This window comes from Rhizobium jaguaris (assembly GCF_003627755.1).
In the GTDB taxonomy this organism is placed as follows: domain Bacteria; phylum Pseudomonadota; class Alphaproteobacteria; order Rhizobiales; family Rhizobiaceae; genus Rhizobium; species Rhizobium jaguaris.
On the sequence record NZ_CP032694.1, the window covers coordinates 1,531,089 to 1,551,831 of the forward strand.

A 20,743-nucleotide genomic window follows, 5' to 3' on the forward strand; every position below is an offset into this window, starting at 1 on the left:
TCAAATCAAAATACATTCGGGGAAGCAACAGGGCTTCCCCGAATGTATTCTGTCAAAGAGTTTTGGGAGGCTTATCCCGCCCTCAGCGCATAACCCTGGCACTGGCCTCAGCGATCAAGTTAGTTGCAGGCGCGGAGCTGCCTTTGTACTTGAGCGTCACGACCTTGTAGCCCTCTCTTTCGAGGCGCGTTAGAAGGGTCGGGAGCATGATGGCAGTGCGCTGGTGGATGTCGTGCATCAGGATGATGCCGCGTCCGCGCTGGTGCAGCTGATTCATGGTGCGCGTCACGACGGCGGCGGGCGTCGAGTTGAAATAGTCCTTGCTGTCGATATCCACATCCATGACGACAAGATCGCGCATGGCGACGGCGGTGCGCAGGCGCTTGGAATCGGCGAGATAGGGGAAGCGGAAGAAGGAGACATCCGTGCCGATGACCTTGGCGACGGCGTGTTCGCCGTGAACGATCTCGGCCATCGCCATGTCGAAGCTCATCTTGTCGAGATCGGGGTGGCGGAAGGTGTGGCTGCCGATGGTGTCGCCGTCATCAAAGACCTTGCGGGCCGTCGCCGGATGCGCTTGCGCCATCTCGCCAACCATCATGAACGTCGCCTTGACGCCGAATTTGTCGAGCGTGGAGAGGATGCGCTCCGTCTTGCCTGGTGCCGGACCGTCGTCGAAGCTCAGAATGACTTCCTTGTCGCCAAGTTTGAGGTCGTGCAGCGAGGCGACTTCGAGTGTGCGTCCGGCCAGGTGATGCGGGCCGCCGGTATCGCCTGTTTCTCTGGTTTCAAGCTCGGCGCCGGCCCATTTGGTCGGCTCCATGTCGACGGGGTCATTGGCCTTCAACGGCTTATGATGCGGCTCGTCCGCAGCATAGCTCGTCTTCAGCGACGCGTCGTTGCCCGGCTTTGTAGCGCAGCCGGCAAGAGTTAGGGACACGGCAAGGCCGGCCAGGAGAAGACGAAAGGTCATCGGAATCGCTCAACAATATATTAATGAATGTTGGGCGCATTTTTTCCGATTATGGTTAATGATCGGTTAGTTTTGATGCACGGATGCCACAGGAATTAACCGTTTTTAGAGCGCTGCGCGTTCATGCGAACGAGCAAAGATTTATATAACGCTTTGAAATTTAAGCATCTTAACCGCTGAAGGTGATTTCATCTGAAGCGGCGTGCTTTAACCGGCCATCCCGCTCTCATACTCCGATGAGAGCTCAAGCCACTGCTCTTCGGCGACAGCCAGCTTTTCAGCCGCGTCGGAGCGCTGTTTGGCTTTCTCGGCTGCCTTGGCGGGTGCTTTCTCATAGAGAGCAGGATCTGCAAGTTCCGCATCAAGCGCCTGAATCAGTTTCTCCAGCTTGCCGGTCAAGGATTCGATTTCGTTGATCTTTTTCTTGAGCGGCGCGAGCGAGGCGCGGCGGTCGGCGTTGAGCTTGCGCTGATCTGCCTTGGAGACCGAATCATCGGCGCCGTTCGTCTTGGCCTTGTCGTCCCTCGGCTTCGGGCTGGCGACAACGAGGCTGCGATAATCTTCCAGGTCGCCGTCGAAGGTGGAAACCGTGCCGTCGCGCACCAGCCACAGCCGGTCGACGGTCGCCTCGATGAGATGGCGGTCGTGCGAGATCAGGATGACCGCGCCGGAATAGTCGTTCAGCGCCTGGATCAGCGCATTGCGGCTGTCGATGTCGAGGTGGTTGGTCGGTTCGTCGAGGATCAGAAGGTTGGGTGCATCGAAGGCGGCGAGACCCATCAGCAGCCGCGCCTTTTCACCACCGGAGAGATCCTTCACCTGCGTGTCCATCTTCTCTGTCGCAAGCCCCATCTGCGCGACGCGGGCGCGTACCTTCGCCTCCGGCGCGTCGGGCATGCGGCGGCGCACATGCTCGACAGCCGTCTGGTTTGGGATGAGATCGTCGAGCTGATGCTGCGCGAAAAAGCCGATCTTAAGATTCGACGCCAGCTTCACATCGCCGCTTTCGGCATCGAGACGACCGGAAACGAACTTCGCGAAGGTGGATTTGCCGTTGCCATTGGAGCCGAGTAGGGCGATGCGGTCGTCGGCATCGATGCGCAGGTTGAGGCGTTTCAGGATCGGCTTGCCGGGCTCGTAGCCGACCGCGCCGCCACTGACGGCGATGATCGGCGAGGCTGCCTGCTTTTCCGGCTCGGGAAAGCTGAAACCCATAACATGATCTTCGATGACGGCGGCGACTGTGCCCATGCGCTCCAGCGCCTTGACGCGCGATTGCGCCTGCCGGGCCTTCGTCGCCTTGGCCTTGAAGCGGTCGATGAAGCTCTGCAGGTGCTTGCGCGCCGCTTCGTTCTTCGCTTTCGCCTTCATCTGCAGTTCGTCGGCCTCCGCCTTCTGCCGCTCGAACTGGTCGTAGGAACCGCGATAGAAGGTGAGCTTCTTCTGATCGAGATGGACGATGGAATTGACGGCCGTGTTCAACAGGTCGCGGTCATGCGAGATGATGATGACCGTGTGCGGATAGCGGCGGATGTAATCTTCCAGCCAGAGCGTGCCTTCGAGGTCGAGATAGTTGGTCGGCTCGTCCAGCAGCAGCAGGTCCGGCTCAGAGAACAATACGGCCGCGAGCGCCACGCGCATGCGCCAGCCGCCGGAAAAGGAGGAGGCGGGGCGCAGCTGTGCGTCATGGTCGAAACCGAGACCGGCCAGGATGCTGGCGGCGCGCGCTTCGGCGGAATGGGCGCCAATATCGGCAAGGCGTGTCTGGATGTCGGCGATGCGATGCGGATCGGTCGCTGTTTCGGCTTCCGCGAGCAGGGCGGTGCGTTCCTTGTCGGCCTTCAGCACGATCTCGATCAGCGGCTCTTCAGTGCCAGGTGCTTCCTGTGCCACCTGGCCGATGCGGGCATTGCGCGGGATCGAGACCGAGCCGCTCTCGGCAGCAAGATCGCCTGTGATGACCCGGAACAGCGTCGACTTGCCGGCGCCATTCTTGCCGACAAGCCCCGCCTTCGTGCCCGCCGGAAGCGTCACGCTGGCATTGTCTATGAGGAGGCGGCCGGCAATGCGGGCGGAAAGCTCGGAAATCGAAATCATGGCGCGGTTTTGGCCGAACTCCGCGCCGAAGGCAAGAGCCGGAGCGCGCTTAGGCGTGAGTGCTGCCCGCTTGCTCCAACGGGCCGGCGCGGTCCTTCAGCCTCTCCGTCAGTTCGGTTTCATAGAGCAGCAGATTGCTGAGGAACGCATTGAGTCTGTCCATGGCCGCGGCATGCGCCGCCGTTTCGGTCTTGCGGGCGAAGCTCTGTTTTTTCACCAGTCCCTCGGCCAGTTGATCGGCGACCTCGCGCAGCATCTCGGCGGCGTCGATCTCGGATTTCCGGGCGACCAGGCCGCAATGGCTGACGAGGCGATATTTCAGGCCGATCTCGTCGAGACTGGCTTGCGAAGGGGCAGGGCCGAGCGCTGCGATCTCGCTGGCAATCGTACGATCCGAGCCGTGGAGAGCCTCATGGAAAAGCTGGTAGTTGCGCGGCAGGGCCTTGACCCTCAGCTTGGCCATGTGGCGGCCGATCATCTCGAGATCAGTCGCTGCCTCGCCGTCGTCATTGCCGATGGGATACGCCGAAACACCCGCGTGCGAACTCTTCATGCCTACTCTCTGACTGCTATCCGCTGATATATCTTGTCAACCTGCAGGCCCGCAGGTTAATACGACATGAACGCAGCTTCATATCGATGTGATCTTGCAGCAAAATTAGACAATCGGGCAACGCGTGACTGTATCGAGGAACAGTGGCTCGCGCAGCGACGGCCCCTAGCGGGCCGTCGCTGGGATTCAGGATCAGGCGAAGCCTTCGAGGACGACCTTGCCGATCGTCGATCCGCTTTCGAGCTGGGCATGCGCCTTCTTCAGGTTTTCCGCGTTGATCGGTCCGAGATGCTGCGTCGCGGTCGTCCGGATCCTGCCTTCGTCAGCGGCAGCGGAAACCTCGTCGAGGATCCGGCCCTGCTCGCCCATGTCGGGCGTCCCATAGATCGGCCGGGTGAACATCAGCTCGTGGTGGATCGACACCGCCTTGCGCTTGAACAGCATGATGTCGAATCCGGCCGGATCGTCGATCAGGCAGAAGCGTCCCTGCGGTGCGATCAGTTCCGCGATCTCGCTGACGTGTTCTTTCGTCTGCGTCGTGGAGAACACGAAGGCGGGCGCACCGATGCCGAGCGTGGCGATCTGCTGGGCGAGCGGCTTTGTATGGTCGATGACGTAGTGGGCGCCGAGCGAGCGGACGAATGCCTGCGTCTCCGGCCGAGAGGCGGTCGCGATCACCGTCAGATCGGTGAACTGACGAGCAATCTGGATGGCGATCGATCCGACGCCGCCGGCTCCGCCGATGATGACAATAGCGGGCGCGGCACCGGGCACCGGCTTCTTCACCTCGAGGCGGTCGAAGAAAGCCTCCCATGCCGTGAGCGAGGTCAGCGGCAGGGCCGCCGCATGCGCCCAGCCGAGCTTGGCGGGCTTGTGGCCGACGATGCGTTCGTCGACGAGGTGGAATTCGGCATTGGTGCCGGGCCGGGTGATCGACCCCGCATACCAGACCGCGTCGCCGACCTTGAACTTGGTCACCTCGGGGCCGACGGCGGCAACGATGCCGGCCGCGTCCCAGCCGACGATCTTCCACTCCGCGCCGGGCGCCGGCGGCGTGCTGCGGCGGACCTTGTAGTCGACCGGGTTCACGGAGATGGCCTTGACCTCGACGAGGATGTCACGGCCCTCAGGGGAAGGTTTCGGAAGGTCGATATCGACGAGCGAATCCGACGCGGTGATCGGCGACGGGGTTTTGTATCCGACTGCTTTCATGGGAATTTCCCTTCGATTTGAACGTGGTGTGTCGAGTCACTGACCGAACTTGCGCAGTGCTTCCTCGCCGGCTTCCTGGTCCTGGGCCCAGCTACCGCCGGAAATCCCGAGGCCGCCGATAATCGCGCCGCCTTCCATGATCGGGAAGCCGCCCGCGGCCGCCATGACGCGGGGAACGTGCCTGAGGTTCGACGCACCGCGATCGTCCAGCAGGTCGACCCACTGGGCGGTCGACAGGCCGAACGAGGCCGCGGTGTAGGCCTTGTCGATTGCGATGTTGACCGCCAGGTACGAGCTTCTGTCGCTGCGCTCGAACGCCTTCAGGTTGCCTGCGGCGTCAACGATGGCGACGACCGGCTCGAAGCCGACGCGTGCAGCGGCGGCGATGGTCTCTGCGATCAGCCTTGCGGCGGCCTCGCGGGTGATCGAACGGGATGTAAAACTGTTTTCCGACATGGATCATTCCTTTGCGCTGCTGGTGTTTCCCGGATACCGGTGGTGGCCGGAACATCCTTCCAGTGAGCGCCATGTAGCGGTTCCTGCCCGACCGGGGGATACGCACAACGTTTGCCTATAGTATCGTTCTGGATACCGTCGATCGGTCGCGCCGGCCGCCATGCAACGAGAAAGTCTATTTTATATCAGTGATTTGCGTAGTGGTCCCGTGGAACCTGTGAAGTGGAGGCTGCACCGATGGCGCCTCCGCGGCTGCGACGAGCCGCCTTGCAGCGGCATCCGAAATCCAATACGCAAATGCGAGTGGTACATGCCAACACGTATGTACATATCAGAAGGATACTGTCATGGCCAAGGTCCGCCATTCGCGTTTCGACTGCAATCCCGGCTGCTCGGTGGAAGCCGCCATCAGCCTGATCGACGGCAAGTGGAAGTGCGTCGTCCTTTTCCATCTGCTTGCAGGCACGATGCGCTTCAACGAGATCCGCCGGCAGGTCAGCGGTGTCACTCAACGGACGCTGACAAACCAGCTGCGCGAACTCGAGGAGGACGGCCTCATCGAGCGGAAGGTCTACGCGCAGGTCCCGCCCAAGGTCGAGTACAGCATCTCGCCACTCGGCAGGAGCCTCGAGCCGATCCTCATCGCACTGAAGGCCTGGGGTGACGGCAACATCGGTCGCTTCGGCAAGCCCACGGCCGCAAACGCCGCCTGATTGCCCGGATGCGGTATGTGCCGCTCTCCGTTGCTCGCTGTGTGACCGCCTCCGACACTTTCTACGGTGCGGCTGACGGCGCTCAATCGCTATTCTATGAATAAATCAGAGCGAGCCCAGTGGCGGTTTCCCGTTGCCGGGTCACCTTTGGCTGGCTCCGAATCGGTCACGCCGACTATGACAGCAGCGTGAAATTGGCGCATCCCCCTTGTTTTCAGGCTGTGGGGCGGGTAAACACCGCCCACTTTTCTCTGACGACAAGGAATTGACCCATGGCGATTGAACGCACTTTCTCGATGATCAAGCCGGACGCAACCAAGCGTAACCTGACCGGCGCCATCACCAAGGTTTTTGAAGACAACGGCCTGCGCGTCATCGCCTCCAAGCGCGTCTGGATGAGCAAGCGCGAAGCCGAAGGCTTCTACGCCGTTCACAAGGAACGTCCGTTCTTCGGCGAACTCGTCGAAGGCATGACCTCCGGCCCGACCATCGTTCAGGTCTTGGAAGGCGAAAATGCAATCCTGAAGAACCGCGAAATCATGGGTGCCACAAACCCGGCCAATGCCGCGGAAGGCACGATCCGCAAGACCTTTGCTCTTTCGATCGGCGAAAACTCCGTTCACGGCTCGGACGCTCCGGAAACTGCAGCCGTGGAAATCGCCTACTGGTTCTCCGAAACCGAAATCGTCGGCTGAATCAGTCATTCAGCCTTCGCGCTGAAGAGATTGAATTAATGGAAGAAAGCCGGGGTCAAGAACCCCGGCTTTTTCATGCCGGACAAGCCTCGTCATGCCCATAATCGATGCTGCCGTCGGCTTTGAAGACATCCGGGTTTTTCGTATAGCTCGGACCGACCACCAGCGGCTTCGTCGGCAGCACGGTCTGGTCGAGATCGGATTTCACCTCGGTCTTGATGGTCTGGATCGTTTTGTCGCTGGCATCGACCAACTTGATCGAGACCGAATAGGGGCGGTCCTTGCGCACGCAGCGCAGATCCGGGCTTTCGAGCGTGATCTTGTCCCAGAACGTATAGATCTTCTCGTGCACCACCAGGGGATCGCCGCCCATCGGGTTTTCAAATTCCGCGACCGCCGTTGTGCCTTCCGGGATCGGCGCGATCTTCTTCAGCGTAATCATGTAGCTGGCCGTCGCGACGCGATAATTGAAGACGAAGAGCCGGCCGCTGAGTTCGGTCGGGCCGTCGTCGGCCTGCCGCTGGCAGCCGGCGAACGTCAAGCCCGCAATTGCGGCCATCAAAACGATCGCCTTGGTTCTCATGGTGGGCTCTCCTCCTTCTTGCGCCGATAATACCGGTTCGCCTTGGCGCGGTTGCCGCAGACCGCCATGTCGCACCAGGCCCGGCTCTTGTTCTTGCTGCGGTCGATGAACAGCCAGCCGCAGTTGCGGCAGATTTTCATGCGGTCCGGATCGGGCATGGCAATCAGCCGCAGGGTGGAATGCACCGTCGCGGCATCGAGCCCGTCGGGCGAGGCAGCCCGTCGCCGCACCTTCGACAGTGCCTCCAATAGATCGGCCAGTAGTGCATCAGCGTCACGATCGAGCACGCGGGCTCGGAAATAACCGTCGATCGCTTCACGCAGGTCGATGAAGTCCGATTTGTTCTCCTGCCGCACCGGCAGTATATCGCCGAACAAAGCCCGCTCGGCACAGAAATTCGCTGCCGCTTTCGGAAAACTCTCCATCTGTCCCGGCGCTTCAAAACGATCGATGCGCCGCTCGTCGTCATGACGCAGGATGACGCTGTTGGCGACATCCAGTGCCAGCGCACCGCCGGAAAACCGATGTGGGGTCCAGGAAAAGCTCATGCTCAAAATTATAACTGGTAAAATGGATTTTACTAGTTACTATTCGTCGACGTCCGGAGGTTCCATGGCCTATCTCCTGCAGCAATTGGCGAATGCCGTTCCGCTCGCCGCACTCTACGCGGCGCTGGCCTTTGGCTATGCTGTTGCCTTCGGGGTGATGAAGCGCGCCGATATCACCTATGGAGCCCTTTTTGCCTTTGCCGGCCAGATGCTGGTTCTGTTTGCCGACGTCGGCTACACGAGGATGTTTCTTATTCTGCCGGCTGCGCTCGCCTTTGGTGCGGTCATCGCGCTCGCCTATACGCTGGGCTCGAGCTTTCTCATCGGCCGTTCGATCATGTTGCCGCTGTCGCGCAAATCGCCCAATACGATCATCGTCGCCGCACTCGGCATGACGATCATACTGATGGAAACGGCGCGGCTGGCTTCCAACACGCGCGGCATTTGGCTGCCGCCCTTCATGAACGAGATGATCGTCTTCTGGGATAGCGGCGGTTTCCGGGTAACGCTCACTGAGATCCAGCTCATCAACACGGCGCTAATGATCCTGGTGATCCTCGGCGGGGCCTATGTGCTCAGATATACCGGATGGGGCCGTGTCTGGCGGGCGGTGACGGACGATGCGCTCGCTGCCGAGCTTTGCGGCACAAGCGCCAATCGTGTCTTCCTCTCGGCTTACATAGCCTCGGCATTGGTCGCAACCTTTTGCGGCCTGCTCGCGACGTCGTATTACGGCACGATGGATTTTGGCGCCGGTTTGATGTTCGGCTTGAAGGTGCTGATGATCGCCGCTGTCGGCGGCTATTCCGATCCGTTGAAGTCGGCGGGTGGAGCCGCACTGCTTGGCCTGTTCGAGACCATGTGGGGTGCGTACGGGCCGTTTCTGTGGCGCGATTTCGTAATCTTCTCGCTGCTCGTGCTGCTGCTGGTGCTGAGCCGGCGCGAGCGCGTGGTTCCTTAGATCAATGCCAGAATTGCGCTCTAAAGCCTATTTTTCATCAGCCCATTTGGCCCGCGCGGCATCGTCTGCGTCCTTGGCAGAAACCCAATCGCCCTCTTGGCCGTCTTTCGCATGTTCCTTTTTCCAGAAAGGCGCTGAGGTCTTCAGGAAATCCATGACGAAATTGGCGCCGTCGAAGGCCGCTTGCCGATGCGAGGCGGCGGCTACGACGAGGACGATGTTTTCTCCGGGCGCAATCTTGCCGTAGCGGTGCATGGCGGTCAGGCCACGAAGTTCGAAGCGCTCGATGGCGAGCTTAGCAATACGGGTGATCTCCGCTTCCGCCATGCCGGGATAATGTTCGAGTTCCAGCGCGCCGAGGGTTCCGCCTTCGTCGCGGCAGAGGCCGGAAAACGTGACAACCGCTCCGATATCACGTCGTCCATTCGTGAGGCGGTCGATCTCGGCCTGCAGATCGAAATCTTCGCGCTGGACTTTGACGAATGGTGAAGTCATCGCAATTTCCTTATCGCCCCTTTGAAAGAGTTCACGAGACTTCCGGCCCTTCGCAAGGGCATCCTGAGCCTGCCGAAGGGGGCGTTCGTCGCTACAATCGATTCACTGGATCGATTGCCCGACCGCTCCTCACCCACCGGTCATTGGTGGAAACAGCCCGATCTCCCGGGCTCCGGCGATCGGCTCGTCATGATCGGCATGTTCCATATCGATAGCCACGCGGATCGCCTCCGGAAATTGAAGCGCCGTCTCGTATTCCTCGCCCAACGTCTTCAAATGATTCAGGAGATCGCCAACGGTGATCACCTCGGCGGGGAGCGAAATCTCTTCCTCTCCCTTGCCGATCCGTTCACGTACCCAGGCGAAATAGACGAGCTTCGTCATCATTCCTCATCCACAACATGTTTCAGCCCGGCTCGGAAATAATCGTAGCCGGTATAGATCGTCAGCAGCGCCGCGATCCAGAGCAGGACGATGCCCATCTCCGTCGTATAGGGTAGCACCTTGTCGCCCGCCGGCCCAGCCAGCAGGAAGGCGATGGCAACCAACTGCGCGGTGGTCTTCCATTTCGCAATGCGCGTCACCGGCACGCTGACCTTGAGCGCCGCCAGATATTCGCGCAGGCCCGAGACGAGGATCTCGCGGCAGAGGATGATGATTGCGGCCCAGAGCGACCAGCCAGCAATGGTGCCGTCGGCTGCCACCAGCAGCAGGATCGCAGAGACCAGCAGCTTGTCGGCGATCGGGTCCAGCATACGGCCGATATTCGAGGTCTGATTCCAGATGCGCGCGAGATAGCCATCCAAGAAGTCGGTGATCGAGGCAATGATGAAGATCCAGAGCGCTATCCAGCGTGCGAAGTCGGAGCTGTCCAGTTTGCCTTCGATGAAAAAGCACACGACGATCAACGGCACACAGAGAATGCGGCCATAGGTGAGCAGATTGGGAATGCTGTATGTGCGCGAAGCCATGGAAATCGTTTCGTTTCGGTTGTTCACTGGGTCAAAATGGCCTTGTCCCCCAAGGCGTCATCTCGTTCCAGCTATTTGATTTAGCATGATCTTATCCAAAAACCGTTCTGCACGTCTGGGGATCGTGTCTTAGATGGCGGTTTGAGGACCTTATCGTCAATATTGTTTCCGTTTTTTCATCGTCATTGCGTGGAATTTGCGACCAGCTTTTTTTATTTCGCGGCGTCCTCGTGAAAATGGTTGTAGACCTGCCGCGCCACGGCTTCCGATATGCCCTCGACGGCCATCAGGTCGGATAGTGCCGCGCGAGACACGGCCTTGGCGGTGCCGAAATGTTGCAGCAGCGCCCGCTTGCGCGAAGGACCGATGCCGCCGATCTCGTCCAGCGGGTTCTTCACCATCTCTTTTTTGCGGCGCGCCCGGTGCGAGCCGATGGCGAAACGATGCGCCTCGTCGCGCATGCGCTGGATGAAGTAGAGCACGGGATCGCGGGGCGGCAGGGTGAAGCTCTCGCGGGCGGGCGCAAAAAAGCGTTCGCGTCCGGCATCACGGTCGACACCCTTGGCGACGCCGATGGCAATGACGCTGTCGGTAATTCCCAGCTCTTCGAGGATGGCGCGCACCGCGGTCATCTGCCCTTGACCGCCATCGATGAGGATGACGTCCGGCCAGGCGGGGAAGGGCTGATCCGCAGCGTCAACGGTCGCGGTCTCCGCGTCGAGGCTCCGATCGGGCTTTCCCTCCTCCTTCAGAAGGCGGGAGAAGCGCCGTGTCATGACTTCGCGCATCATGCCGAAATCGTCGCCGGGCGTGATGTCGGTCGATTTGATGTTGAACTTGCGGTACTGGCCTTTGACGAACCCTTCCGGCCCGGCCACCACCATGCCACCGACCGCATTCGTGCCCATGATATGCGAGTTGTCATAGATCTCGATGCGCTGCGGCACGTAGGGAAGCTGGAATGTCTCCTTGAAGCCTTCGAGCAGCCGCGATTGCGAGGCGGTCTCGGCGAGCTTGCGACCATGCGCTTCGCGGGCATTGGCGACGACATGATCGACCAGATCGCGTTTCTCGCCGCGCTGCGGCACCAGGATCGTGACCTTGTGGCCCGCCTTTTCACTCAGCGCGGCCGCCAGCAGCTCGATCTCCTCGACCGTCTCCGACAGCAGGATCTGCCGCGGCACGGGCTTGTCGTCATAGAACTGCGCGAGGAAGGCATTCAGCACCTCGGCGCCGGAAAGCGACGGATCGGCTTTCGGGAAATAGGCGCGGTTCCCCCAGTTCTGGCCGGTGCGGAAGAAAAACACCTGGATGCAGGAGATGCCGCCTTCGTGATGGATGGCGAAGACATCCGCTTCCTCGACGCCAGCGGGGTTGATGCCCTGGTGGCTCTGCACATGCGACAACGCCGCCAATCGGTCGCGATAGATGGCGGCGCGCTCGAAATCGAGGTCTTCGGCGGCGGCGTTCATTGCCTCCGCCATGTGCGCCTTGACGTTCTGGCTCTTGCCGGAAAGGAAGTCCTTCGCCTCCTGCACCAGCTCGGCATAGCCTTCATCACTGATCTCGCGAGTGCAGGGCCCCGAGCAGCGCTTGATCTGATAGAGCAGGCAGGGCCGGGTGCGTGTTTCGAAAACGCTGTCGGTGCAGGTCCGGATCAGGAAGGCGCGCTGCAGCGAATTGATCGTGCGGCCGACGGCACCGGCCGAGGCGAAAGGACCGAAATAATCACCCTTGCGGGCGCGCGCGCCGCGATGCTTGAAGATCGCAGGCGCGCGATGATCGCCGGTAATGAGAATGTAGGGAAAGGATTTGTCGTCCCGCAGCAATACGTTGAAGCGCGGCCGTAAGCGCTTGATCAGATTCGCTTCCAGCAGCAGCGCTTCGGTTTCGGTGCGGGTTGTGACGAACTCCATATTGGCGGTTTCGCGCACCATGCGGGCGATGCGGTTGGAATGCACACGGCCCATCGCATAATTGGCGACACGCTTCTTCAGGCTGCGTGCCTTGCCCACATAGAGCACGTCGCCGTCTTCGTTGAACATGCGGTAGACGCCGGGATTGTTCGGCAGGCGTTTGACGAATTCCGCGATCAGCTCGGCGCCCCGAAGGCCGGTTTCGTTCTTGCCGCCTTCGTTCCAGTCGACGGGCGCGACAGGGGAGGCGCCGGCATCGCCTTCCACCTCGATGTCGTCTTCAATGTCCTCTGATTCGTCATAGAGAATGCCGCCGTCGGGCAGCTTTCGTCCGTTCATTCCATGCTCTCCGACACATCGGGCGTTTCCCAGGCAAGATGCTGGCCGCCATCGAGCGCTATCATTTGGCCCGTGATCGAAGGCGTGTCAAAAAGAAAGCGGATGGTACGGCCGAATTCCTCGAGCCCGGGCGCGGCCTTCAATATGAGCCCATCGATCTGCGCCTGGAAGTCCTCTTCCGTCTGGCGGACGCTGCGCACCGTCGGACCGGGTCCGATAGCGTTGACGCGGATACGTGGCGCAAAGCTCTGCGCCATCGTCTGCGTAGCCGTCCACAGAGCAGCCTTCGACAGTGTGTAGGAATAGAAGCGCGGGTTCAGCGCCCACACGCGCTGGTCGACCATATTGACGATCAGCCCCGGCACACCCCGTGGAAGTTGTCGCGCGAAATCCGCTGCAAGAATCGAAGGCGCGCGGACATGCACGGCGAAGTGCGCGTCGAAGGCTTCGGCGTCGAAACGGTCGGCAGAATCACCCTGGAAAATGGAGGCATTGTTGACCAGCAGATCCAGCGGCCCAAGCTCCGCAACGGCCCTTTCGATCAGCGTCGATGTCTCTGCGGAATTTTGCAGGTCGGCCTTGATCGCAATCGCCTTTCTGCCCTGCTGCCGCAATTTCGCCACAAGCTCGGTCGCTTCGGCGAGTGACTGATTGGCATGCAGCGCGACCGCAAAGCCATTAGCCGACAAATCCTCTGCGATCGCGCGGCCTATTCTTTTCGATGCACCCGTTATCAGCGCGGTGCGTAGTTTTTCCTGGCTCAAGATGCTGCCTTTTCGTCGCCATTACCCAACTAGAGCTCATATAGGGCGCCGATACACCATATGAAAAGGTGCTTCTGCAGGGCGAAATAGCGCTAATGACCTATGTAAAACTTAAGTTATATTTCGACATAAATAAGTATATGTTCTTTAATTAGTCATTAGGGTTAACAATTCGTCTGTTGCACTCAAGCAACATCGAAATTCAGCCACCTCTGTGCCACAATGATATCATATTTTAGCTCTTTGAATTCCTCAATTGCATTCCAATTTCAGTGTCGATCCGGGAGGGACATCTAGTAATTGCTCGTGGTGCTTCGAAGTCGAGGACAGTAAACGAAGAACACGGGACTGAAAGGAGAAAAGTATGCGTACTCTTATTGCGACCCTCATGGTCTCTGGTTTCGCTCTCGGGGGCTTCACCGCGGCTCATGCAGCCGATGCTGTGGAGCAGGTTCCGCAGCCGCCCGTTGCCCAGGAGGCTCCGCCGGCTATTAACAACTGGTCGGGCTTCTACATCGGTGGCACCGGCAGCTACAACATGGGCCATTTCAACCACAACGGTAACTCCTATGCTTGGGGTGGCTCGGCCTTCACCGGCTACAACTGGCAGCAGGGCCAGATCGTATATGGCGTTGAAGGTGACCTCGGCTATGCCGACTCCGAAGCGACCCGCAATGGCCTGACCGCCAAGAACGGCGTAAACGGCTCGGTTCGCGGCCGTATCGGTTACGACTTCAACCCGTTCATGCTGTACGGCACGGCTGGTCTGGCAATCGGCCAGAACAAGCTCGAGGACGCTACCTCGTCTGAAAGCAAGACGGCTGTCGGCTACACGGTCGGTGCCGGTGCTGAAACGTTCATTACCAACAACATTACGGCTCGTCTCGAATATCGCTTTACCGACTACGGTCGTAAGGATTTCCACCTCGACTCCGGCAGCTTCTCGCGTGGCTACGACGAGAACAGCGTCAAGGTCGGTATCGGCGTCAAGTTCTGATAATTTGATGGCATAATCTGACGAAAAAGCCGGGGTTCGCGCCCCGGCTTTTTCCGTTTCATGGTTCTGAATATTTATCCGGCGTCTCTCGGGAAGTCCGTGGAGGCGGCCAGTTCACGCCAGTCGGCCAGTTCTTTGGCGACATACTCGTTCTTCGCCTCGATCGCGCCGATCGTATCGGTGCCGAATGGCATGCGTAGCGGCGGATTGGCCGAATGTGCAAGCGTGATCATAGACTTTGCAAGCCGTGCCGGATCGCCGGGCTGGCCGTGGTTGTGACCGGCTGCGAAATCGCGCATGGCGCCGGCAGGGGTGTCCTTGTAGTCGGCAATCGAACTCGGGCTGACGGCGAGCGAGCTTTCGTCAAGGAAGTCGGTCCGGAAGAAGCCGGGTTCGACGACGGTGACTTTGATGCCGAGCGGCTGCAGTTCCGCCGCCATTGCTTCGGAGAGGCCTTCGACTGCGAACTTCGTCGAAGAATAGATGCCCCAACCGGCAAAGCTCTGATAGCCACCGACCGAGGACATGTTGATCACATGACCGGAACGCTGCCGGCGCATATGCGGCAGCACGGCGCGAGTGACCTTCAGCAGGCCGAAGACGTTCGTCGCATAGAGCTTCTCGATTTCCTCGGCGGTTGCCTCTTCCACTGCACCTAGCAGCCCGTAGCCGGCGTTGTTGAGAAGAATGTCGATCTTGCCGAAGCGCTTGACGGCTTCCGCGGCAGCTTCATGGGCCTGCGCCTCGTTCGAAACGTCGAGGGCGACGGGCAGGAGGTTCGGATGGTTGCCGAAGTTCTCGGCCAGCCCGGCAGGATTGCGGGCCGTGGCGACAACGCCGTCGCCAGCATTGAGAGCTTCTTGAGCGATGAGGGCGCCGAAGCCGCGGGATGCACCCGTGATGAACCAAACGCGCATGACTTTCTCCTTCGTGGGTTTGCAATTCCGTGGGTGGAATTGGCTTGCAGGAGAAAGGTAGCTTGATGGCTTCGTTGAGATAATCTACTTTTTCCTCCATGAAGTACTGAGAAAATCTCATCAATGCGACGCATCCGTTCGACCGATCTGGCGATCTTCCTGGCCATTGCCCAACACCGCAGCTTCCGCAAGGCCGCGGTAGAGCTCGGTGTGACGGCTTCCGCGCTCAGTCATTCGCTGCGGGCGATCGAGGAACGTCTGGACGTGCGGCTGGTCAATCGCACCACCCGCGGCGTCGGGTTGACGGAGGCCGGCGAGCGCCTGTTCGAGCGCATCCGCCCGGCTTTCCTCGATATCGACGATGCGCTCGAGGATCTCGATAAATTCCGCAGCCAGCCCTACGGCAAACTGCGCATCAATACGCCGCGCCCCGCCACCAAGATGGTGTTGCTGCCGATCGTGTCACGGTTCTTGAAGGCTTATCCGGCGGTCGAAATGGAGATCGTGGTGGACGATGGGCTGGTGGATATGGTCTCCGGCGGCTTCGACGCCGGCATCCGGTTCGGAGAAAGCATCGCCGCCGATATGATAGCCATCGCCATCGGTCCTCGTCAGCGGACGGCGATCGTCGGCTCGCCCGAACATTTTCAACGTTTCCCCAAACCGGTCACGCCGCATGATCTGAAAGATCATCCCTGCATCCGCTACCGTTTCCCGAGCGGCACCTATTATCGCTGGGAATTCGAACGCGGTGGCATCGAGCTGGAGATTGAGGTACAAGGGCCGCTGACGCTCGGCGATCATGAGATGATGTTCGACGCCGCCGTCAACGGCTCCGGTCTTGCTTTCATGTTCGAGGATCTCGTGCTGCCGGCTTTGCAGGACGGCCGGCTGATCCGCGTGCTGGAAGACTGGTGCCCCTATTATCCCGGCTTCTTCCTCTATTATCCGAGCCGCCGGCAGTTGCCGACGGCCTTGCGCGCCTTTGTCGATTTCGTGAAGAGCGACAGTGTCCGCCAGAGCTAAAGCATGTCGCGCAAAAGTGGGCAGCGGTTTTGCGATAACGACATGCGCAAAATCAAAGACCTAAAGCGCAAGGAGCGAATCTGAAAGATTGCGATGCGCTTTAGGCCTGCCGCGGCTTCATCGCCTGATAATCCGGAAAATGCTTCTCGAACTTGCGTGCCCAATCGATCAAGTCAGCATGATCCGCTTCCCACTGTCCTTCGAAGCGCAGTTGCAGATAGCCCAGCATGGATGCGAGTGCGAAATGCCCGCCGTGCAACTTCTTGCCGATCTTCGGCGGTTCGGCGTTGAGATGGGTCAGTGTGCGGCTCACCTTCGTCCACTGCCGGTCGATCCAGGGCTGATGCTGCTTCTCCTGATCGCGGAAACGCCGTTCGTAGACGATCGACAAGAGGCACTCGTTGGTGCCGTCGCATAGCGCTTCCAGCACTTCGGCCTCGGTGCGCTTGCCGTCCTTGGCCGGATAAAGCTTCTTGCCCTTCAGCCGATGGAAATGATGCATGATCGCGCGGCTGTCGAAAATGGCTTCACCGTCGTCGGTCAGCAGCGTCGGGATCTTGCCGAGTGGATTGTTATCGATCAGCACGGCCGGACCGGCATTGGTATCGACATGAATTTCGTTAAGCTCGATGCCGAGATGGCGCGCTGCCATCCGTACCTTGCTGGAGAAGGGGGAAGCGGGTGCGCAGAGAAGTCTCATGGAATCACCTATGCGATGTGCGAAAGAAATATCAGTGCTCACCGCGCAGCCAGAAGGCGCGCTGCGAGGCGAAACGGTCCTGCGCCAGCATATCCTTCAGGGCCGGCAGCAAGGCATGCAGCTCGTCCTTCAGCGTAAATGGCGGGTTGACAATGATGAGGCCGGAGCCGGTCAGACCGGTGAAGCCGCGATCGCTTTTGACCGCCAGCTCGGCGCAAAGCATTTTCGGAATCTCCAAAGCCTGCAATGCCTCGTGAAAGGCCTGGAGCGGCGCATCCTTCTTGAGCGGATACCAGAGGCAATAGGTTCCGCCGGGGAAACGGCGCCAGGCTTTCGCAAGGCCGTCTGCCAGCCGCTCATATTCGCCGTCTTCCTCGAAAGGCGGATCGACCAGGACGATGCCACGCTTCTCCTTCGGGGGCAGATGCGCGCCGAGCGCCAGCCAGCCGTCAAGTTCGGTGATGCGCGCATGGTGATCGCCCTCGAACAACCGATGCAGCCGCTGGAAATCTTCCGGATGCAGCTCCATCGCCGATAGCCGGTCCTGTGGACGAAACAGCATGCGTGCGAGCTTCGGCGAGCCGGGGTAGAACCGCAGGCCGCCTTCGGGGTTGAGTTCGCGGACGGCGGTCAGATAGGGCTCAAGCAAATCCGCCACTTGCGGCACGAGCTCTGCTTCCAGCAGCCGGCCGATCCCGTCTCGCCATTCGCCGGTCTTCTGCGCCTCCTCCGAAGAGAGATCGTAAAGGCCGATGCCGGCATGGGTATCGAGAACGCGGAAGGCCTTGTCCTTGTTCTGCATGTAGCGGACGAGACGGGCAAGCACCGCGTGCTTCAGCACATCGGCGAAATTGCCCGCGTGGTAGATATGCCGATAGTTCATTGTCGGTGAAGTCCGCATGAATTGTTGCGATGGGCCAGATTATGCCTTTTGGCCGGACAAGGCATGAAATATACAAACGCCATGAACATTGCGACCCCTATTCACGCCAAATCCCGTATCGGCCACACCGCCTGTCCACACGACTGTCCCTCCACCTGCGCGCTAGAGATCGATTTGACGGAGGATGGCAAGATCGGCCGCGTGCGCGGCGCCAACGACCATTCCTACACGTCGGGCGTCATTTGCGCCAAGGTCGCCCGCTATGCGGAGCGGCTTTACCATCCGGATCGGTTGATGCAGCCGCTGCGCCGCGCCGGTGCCAAGGGCGAGGGGCGCTGGCAGCAGATCTCTTGGGATGACGCGCTGGACGAGATCGCCAATGCCTTCATCAAAGCCGAGGCCAAGGACGGCAGCGAAGCGATCTGGCCCTATTTTTACGCCGGTACCATGGGCTGGGTGCAGCGCGATTCCATCGAGCGGCTGCGCCATGCAAAGCGCTACTCGGGCTTCTTCTCCTCGATTTGCACCAACCCCGCCTGGACCGGTTTCACTATGGCAACGGGTGTGCTGCGCGGTCCCGATCCGCACGAGATGGGCCGCACCGATTGTGTGGTCATCTGGGGCACCAACGCGGTTGCCACCCAGGTCAACGTGATGACCCATGCGGTGAAGTCGCGCAAGGAGCGCGGCGCCAAGATCGTCGTCATCGACGTCTACGACAATCCGACGATGAAACAGGCCGACCTGGCGCTGATCGTCAAGCCCGGAACGGATGCGGCCCTTGCCTGCGCGGTCATGCACATCGCCTTCCGCGACAGCTATGCCGATCGCACTTATATGGCGAAATATGCCGACGACCCCGCCGGCCTTGAGCAGCATTTGAAGACGAAAACGCCGGAATGGGCGGCTGCGATCACCGGCCTGTCCGTCGATGAGATCGAGGCCTTCGCCAAGCTCGTCGGCACGACGAAGAAGACCTATTTTCGCCTCGGCTACGGCTTCACCCGCCAGCGCAACGGTGCGGTCGCCATGCACGCGGCAGCCTCGGTCGCCACCGTGCTCGGTTCCTGGCAGTATGAAGGCGGCGGCGCCTTCCATTCCAACAGCGATATCTTCCGCATGGATGCGAGCGAACTGACCGGCCGGTCGATGAAGGACCCGGATATCCGCATGATCGACCAGTCGCAGATCGGCCGCGCGCTGACCGGCGACGCCGTCGCCTTGCGCCATCGCGGCCCGGTGACGGCCATGCTGATCCAGAACACCAATCCTGTGAATATCGCGCCGGAACAGCGGCTAGTGAAGCGCGGCTTTGCCCGCAACGATCTCTTCGTCGCCGTGCACGAACAATTCATGACCGATACCGCCGAGATGGCCGATATCGTCATTCCCGCCACCATGTTCGTCGAGCATGACGATATCTATCGCGCCGGCGGTCAGAACCATATCCTGCTTGGCCCAAAACTGGTCGAGCCGCCGCCGACGGTGCGCAGCAATCTCTTCGTGATCGAGGAACTGGCAAAGCGCCTCGGCGTTGCCGACAAGCCAGGTTTCGGATTTTCGGCCCGCGAGATGATCGACAGGGTTCTGGAGCGAAGCGGCCTGCCGGATTACGATTATTTCCTCGAGCATAAATGGTTCGATCGCCAGCCGGCTTTCGAGGACGCGCATTTCCTCAACGGCTTCGCCCATCCCGACGGCAAGTTCCGCTTCCGTCCCGATTGGGTCAACCAGCCGGCTCCGAACCGGCCGCCAGCCGCTGTCGGCCTGCTCGGACCCCATGTTGCGTTACCGGAGTTTCCGGATCAGGTCGACGTCATCGAGGTTGCCGATCCTGACCATCCGTTCCGGCTTGCCACATCGCCGTCGCGCAATTTCCTGAATTCGAGCTTTGCGGAAACGAAGACCTCGCGGCAGAAGGAAGGTCACCCAGAAGTAATGATCAATCCGGCGGACGCTGCGGCGTTGGACATCGCCCATGGCGATCTCGTTCAGCTCGGCAATCTCAGAGGCGATATCCGCATCCATGCGCGCATCACGACGGAGGTAAAGCCGGGCGTGCTGATCGCCGAAGGTCTGTGGCCGAACAAGGCGCATGTCGATGGAGAAGGCATCAATGTTCTGACCGGCGCCGATCCCGTCGCGCCCTATGGCGGCGCGGCCGTTCACGATAACAAGGTTTGGCTGCGCAAGGATAAGGCATGAGCAAGTTTGACAAGGCCAAGGTCGAGATCGTCCGCGAGAAGACGCTTTCCAATCAATGGACGCGGCTGAGCAGCCTCGACATCGACTACACGGATTCAACGGGCGACACGCATCGGCTGAAGCGGGAAATCTATCACCGCACGCCGGCCGCCTGCATCCTGCTCTATGATCCCAAGCGCGAGACAGTCATCCTCGTGCGGCAGTTCCGTCTGCCGGCCCACCTCACCGGCTTTCCCGGATGGATGATCGAAGTGCCCGCCGGATTGCTCGATGGCGACCATCCGGAAGAGGCGATCCGCCGCGAAGCGATTGAGGAGACTGGCTTCCGCGTCCGCGATGTCCATTTTCTTTTCAAGGCATTCACCTCGCCAGGCGCGGTCACTGAGATCATGCATTTCTTCGCTGCCGTTGTCGACACCACGGACCGTATTGGTAGGGGCGGCGGACTCGCTGACGAACACGAGGATATCGAAGTGCTGGAAGTGAAACTCGCCGACGCCATGGCGATGATCGAGGCAGGCGAGATCTATGACGCCAAGACGATCATGCTACTGCAATGGGCGACGTTGAACAGGCCAGGCCTGAAATAGCGTCGTTTGGCGGTGTTTAATTGCTGCCAAAATCAATGCGGCAGCATTCATCATGATGTCACGAATCGCGGCTACCGAGGGGCGCTCGCCGGATAGGTCCGGACCATCACCATACCTTCAAAACGATTGATGCTATTTCAGGAGAAAGC

Annotated in this window: 22 protein-coding genes; 7 read left to right on the top strand and 15 right to left on the bottom strand. The window is 60.1% G+C overall.

Annotated features, from left to right (window positions below):
* Positions 1-82: 82 nt before the first annotated feature.
* The 5 genes from CCGE525_RS07440 to CCGE525_RS07460 all read right to left on the bottom strand — a co-directional run bounded on the left by CCGE525_RS07440 (position 83) and on the right by CCGE525_RS07460 (position 5,291).
* Positions 83-973: a polysaccharide deacetylase family protein gene (locus CCGE525_RS07440; protein WP_120703730.1), complete on the bottom strand. Its 891-nt coding sequence runs from the start codon at positions 971-973 to the stop codon at positions 83-85.
* Positions 974-1,180: 207 nt separating this feature from the next.
* The gene (locus CCGE525_RS07445) at positions 1,181-3,070 is read right to left on the bottom strand and encodes an ABC-F family ATP-binding cassette domain-containing protein (RefSeq protein ID WP_120703731.1); all 1,890 of its coding nucleotides are present in this window, start codon (positions 3,068-3,070) and stop codon (positions 1,181-1,183) included.
* A gap of 49 nt (positions 3,071-3,119) precedes the next feature.
* The gene (locus CCGE525_RS07450) at positions 3,120-3,623 is read right to left on the bottom strand and encodes a hypothetical protein (protein ID WP_120703732.1); all 504 of its coding nucleotides are present in this window, start codon (positions 3,621-3,623) and stop codon (positions 3,120-3,122) included.
* A gap of 192 nt (positions 3,624-3,815) precedes the next feature.
* On the bottom strand, positions 3,816-4,835 hold the full coding sequence (locus tag CCGE525_RS07455) for a zinc-binding alcohol dehydrogenase family protein (protein ID WP_120703733.1): 1,020 nt from the start codon (positions 4,833-4,835) through the stop codon (positions 3,816-3,818).
* 36 nt (positions 4,836-4,871) lie between these two features.
* Complete coding sequence (locus CCGE525_RS07460) at positions 4,872-5,291, bottom strand: GlcG/HbpS family heme-binding protein (RefSeq protein WP_120703734.1); 420 nt, start codon at positions 5,289-5,291, stop codon at positions 4,872-4,874.
* Between the two features lie 347 nt (positions 5,292-5,638).
* Between CCGE525_RS07460 and CCGE525_RS07465 the strand changes: the two genes are divergently transcribed.
* Both CCGE525_RS07465 and ndk read left to right on the top strand, forming a co-directional pair.
* Positions 5,639-6,004, top strand: a complete 366-nt coding sequence (locus CCGE525_RS07465) for a winged helix-turn-helix transcriptional regulator (protein WP_120703735.1) — start codon at positions 5,639-5,641, stop codon at positions 6,002-6,004.
* A gap of 272 nt (positions 6,005-6,276) precedes the next feature.
* A complete protein-coding gene (gene ndk, locus CCGE525_RS07470) occupies positions 6,277-6,699 on the top strand; it encodes a nucleoside-diphosphate kinase (protein WP_113229569.1) in 423 nt (140 codons plus the stop codon).
* A 73-nt stretch (positions 6,700-6,772) separates the two neighbouring features.
* Here the strand turns inward: ndk and CCGE525_RS07475 are convergent, their stop codons facing one another.
* Together CCGE525_RS07475 and CCGE525_RS07480 are read right to left on the bottom strand one after the other, a co-directional pair.
* Positions 6,773-7,282, bottom strand: a complete 510-nt coding sequence (locus CCGE525_RS07475; RefSeq protein WP_120703736.1) for a hypothetical protein — start codon at positions 7,280-7,282, stop codon at positions 6,773-6,775.
* A complete protein-coding gene (locus CCGE525_RS07480) occupies positions 7,279-7,830 on the bottom strand; it encodes a CGNR zinc finger domain-containing protein (RefSeq protein WP_120706311.1) in 552 nt (183 codons plus the stop codon). The genes CCGE525_RS07475 and CCGE525_RS07480 overlap by 4 nt, the downstream gene beginning before the upstream one ends.
* A gap of 64 nt (positions 7,831-7,894) precedes the next feature.
* On the opposite strand from CCGE525_RS07480, the gene CCGE525_RS07485 reads away from it, so the two are divergent.
* Positions 7,895-8,791, top strand: a complete 897-nt coding sequence (locus tag CCGE525_RS07485; protein WP_120703737.1) for a branched-chain amino acid ABC transporter permease — start codon at positions 7,895-7,897, stop codon at positions 8,789-8,791.
* A gap of 27 nt (positions 8,792-8,818) precedes the next feature.
* Here the strand turns inward: CCGE525_RS07485 and CCGE525_RS07490 are convergent, their stop codons facing one another.
* The 5 genes from CCGE525_RS07490 to CCGE525_RS07510 form a co-directional block, all read right to left on the bottom strand.
* Positions 8,819-9,286, bottom strand: a complete 468-nt coding sequence (locus CCGE525_RS07490; RefSeq protein ID WP_120703738.1) for a molybdenum cofactor biosynthesis protein MoaE — start codon at positions 9,284-9,286, stop codon at positions 8,819-8,821.
* A 129-nt stretch (positions 9,287-9,415) separates the two neighbouring features.
* Positions 9,416-9,670 carry a molybdopterin converting factor subunit 1 gene (moaD, locus tag CCGE525_RS07495; protein WP_120706312.1) on the bottom strand — a complete coding sequence of 85 codons (255 nt, stop codon included), beginning with the start codon at positions 9,668-9,670 and terminating at the stop codon, positions 9,416-9,418.
* Positions 9,670-10,257 carry a CDP-diacylglycerol--glycerol-3-phosphate 3-phosphatidyltransferase gene (gene pgsA / locus CCGE525_RS07500; RefSeq protein ID WP_120703739.1) on the bottom strand — a complete coding sequence of 196 codons (588 nt, stop codon included), beginning with the start codon at positions 10,255-10,257 and terminating at the stop codon, positions 9,670-9,672. The genes moaD and pgsA overlap by 1 nt, the downstream gene beginning before the upstream one ends.
* Positions 10,258-10,469: 212 nt before the next feature.
* Positions 10,470-12,512 (bottom strand): excinuclease ABC subunit UvrC, encoded by a 2,043-nt coding sequence (gene uvrC / locus CCGE525_RS07505; RefSeq protein ID WP_120703740.1) that lies wholly within the window; start codon positions 12,510-12,512, stop codon positions 10,470-10,472.
* Complete coding sequence (locus CCGE525_RS07510; RefSeq protein ID WP_120703741.1) at positions 12,509-13,276, bottom strand: SDR family oxidoreductase; 768 nt, start codon at positions 13,274-13,276, stop codon at positions 12,509-12,511. Before CCGE525_RS07510 ends, uvrC begins: the two co-directional genes overlap by 4 nt.
* Positions 13,277-13,640: 364 nt before the next feature.
* Here CCGE525_RS07510 and CCGE525_RS07515 point away from each other — a divergent pair, with 364 nt between their 5' ends.
* Entirely contained in the window at positions 13,641-14,273 is a 633-nt protein-coding gene (locus CCGE525_RS07515; RefSeq protein WP_120703742.1) for an outer membrane protein, read from the top strand.
* 74 nt (positions 14,274-14,347) lie between these two features.
* On the opposite strand, the gene CCGE525_RS07520 is transcribed toward CCGE525_RS07515, so the two are convergent.
* Positions 14,348-15,190 carry an oxidoreductase gene (locus CCGE525_RS07520; RefSeq protein ID WP_120703743.1) on the bottom strand — a complete coding sequence of 281 codons (843 nt, stop codon included), beginning with the start codon at positions 15,188-15,190 and terminating at the stop codon, positions 14,348-14,350.
* A 123-nt stretch (positions 15,191-15,313) separates the two neighbouring features.
* Here CCGE525_RS07520 and CCGE525_RS07525 point away from each other — a divergent pair, with 123 nt between their 5' ends.
* Positions 15,314-16,216 (top strand): LysR family transcriptional regulator, encoded by a 903-nt coding sequence (locus tag CCGE525_RS07525; RefSeq protein WP_120703744.1) that lies wholly within the window; start codon positions 15,314-15,316, stop codon positions 16,214-16,216.
* A gap of 100 nt (positions 16,217-16,316) precedes the next feature.
* On the opposite strand, the gene CCGE525_RS07530 is transcribed toward CCGE525_RS07525, so the two are convergent.
* On the bottom strand, positions 16,317-16,916 hold the full coding sequence (locus CCGE525_RS07530; protein WP_120703745.1) for a glutathione S-transferase: 600 nt from the start codon (positions 16,914-16,916) through the stop codon (positions 16,317-16,319).
* A 31-nt stretch (positions 16,917-16,947) separates the two neighbouring features.
* On the bottom strand, positions 16,948-17,799 hold the full coding sequence (locus CCGE525_RS07535; RefSeq protein ID WP_120703746.1) for a 23S rRNA (adenine(2030)-N(6))-methyltransferase RlmJ: 852 nt from the start codon (positions 17,797-17,799) through the stop codon (positions 16,948-16,950).
* Between the two features lie 63 nt (positions 17,800-17,862).
* On the opposite strand from CCGE525_RS07535, the gene CCGE525_RS07540 reads away from it, so the two are divergent.
* Positions 17,863-20,004 carry a molybdopterin-containing oxidoreductase family protein gene (locus tag CCGE525_RS07540; protein ID WP_120703747.1) on the top strand — a complete coding sequence of 714 codons (2,142 nt, stop codon included), beginning with the start codon at positions 17,863-17,865 and terminating at the stop codon, positions 20,002-20,004.
* Complete coding sequence (locus tag CCGE525_RS07545; RefSeq protein WP_120703748.1) at positions 20,001-20,594, top strand: NUDIX domain-containing protein; 594 nt, start codon at positions 20,001-20,003, stop codon at positions 20,592-20,594. The genes CCGE525_RS07540 and CCGE525_RS07545 overlap by 4 nt, the downstream gene beginning before the upstream one ends.
* The last annotated feature ends 149 nt before the right edge of the window (positions 20,595-20,743 follow it).

Bases quoted from the DNA above. Each gene is read 5' to 3' on its own strand.
- CCGE525_RS07440 (WP_120703730.1), bottom strand. From the start codon at position 973: ATGACCTTTCGTCTTCTCCTGGCCGGCCTTGCCGTGTCCCTAACTCTT.
- CCGE525_RS07445 (WP_120703731.1), bottom strand. From the start codon at position 3,070: ATGATTTCGATTTCCGAGCTTTCCGCCCGCATTGCCGGCCGCCTCCTC.
- CCGE525_RS07450 (WP_120703732.1), bottom strand. From the start codon at position 3,623: ATGAAGAGTTCGCACGCGGGTGTTTCGGCGTATCCCATCGGCAATGAC.
- CCGE525_RS07455 (WP_120703733.1), bottom strand. From the start codon at position 4,835: ATGAAAGCAGTCGGATACAAAACCCCGTCGCCGATCACCGCGTCGGAT.
- CCGE525_RS07460 (WP_120703734.1), bottom strand. From the start codon at position 5,291: ATGTCGGAAAACAGTTTTACATCCCGTTCGATCACCCGCGAGGCCGCC.
- CCGE525_RS07465 (WP_120703735.1), top strand. From the start codon at position 5,639: ATGGCCAAGGTCCGCCATTCGCGTTTCGACTGCAATCCCGGCTGCTCG.
- ndk (WP_113229569.1), top strand. From the start codon at position 6,277: ATGGCGATTGAACGCACTTTCTCGATGATCAAGCCGGACGCAACCAAG.
- CCGE525_RS07475 (WP_120703736.1), bottom strand. From the start codon at position 7,282: ATGAGAACCAAGGCGATCGTTTTGATGGCCGCAATTGCGGGCTTGACG.
- CCGE525_RS07480 (WP_120706311.1), bottom strand. From the start codon at position 7,830: ATGAGCTTTTCCTGGACCCCACATCGGTTTTCCGGCGGTGCGCTGGCA.
- CCGE525_RS07485 (WP_120703737.1), top strand. From the start codon at position 7,895: ATGGCCTATCTCCTGCAGCAATTGGCGAATGCCGTTCCGCTCGCCGCA.
- CCGE525_RS07490 (WP_120703738.1), bottom strand. From the start codon at position 9,286: ATGACTTCACCATTCGTCAAAGTCCAGCGCGAAGATTTCGATCTGCAG.
- moaD (WP_120706312.1), bottom strand. From the start codon at position 9,670: ATGACGAAGCTCGTCTATTTCGCCTGGGTACGTGAACGGATCGGCAAG.
- pgsA (WP_120703739.1), bottom strand. From the start codon at position 10,257: ATGGCTTCGCGCACATACAGCATTCCCAATCTGCTCACCTATGGCCGC.
- uvrC (WP_120703740.1), bottom strand. From the start codon at position 12,512: ATGAACGGACGAAAGCTGCCCGACGGCGGCATTCTCTATGACGAATCA.
- CCGE525_RS07515 (WP_120703742.1), top strand. From the start codon at position 13,641: ATGCGTACTCTTATTGCGACCCTCATGGTCTCTGGTTTCGCTCTCGGG.
- CCGE525_RS07520 (WP_120703743.1), bottom strand. From the start codon at position 15,190: ATGCGCGTTTGGTTCATCACGGGTGCATCCCGCGGCTTCGGCGCCCTC.
- CCGE525_RS07525 (WP_120703744.1), top strand. From the start codon at position 15,314: ATGCGACGCATCCGTTCGACCGATCTGGCGATCTTCCTGGCCATTGCC.
- CCGE525_RS07530 (WP_120703745.1), bottom strand. From the start codon at position 16,916: ATGAGACTTCTCTGCGCACCCGCTTCCCCCTTCTCCAGCAAGGTACGG.
- CCGE525_RS07535 (WP_120703746.1), bottom strand. From the start codon at position 17,799: ATGAACTATCGGCATATCTACCACGCGGGCAATTTCGCCGATGTGCTG.
- CCGE525_RS07540 (WP_120703747.1), top strand. From the start codon at position 17,863: ATGAAATATACAAACGCCATGAACATTGCGACCCCTATTCACGCCAAA.
- CCGE525_RS07545 (WP_120703748.1), top strand. From the start codon at position 20,001: ATGAGCAAGTTTGACAAGGCCAAGGTCGAGATCGTCCGCGAGAAGACG.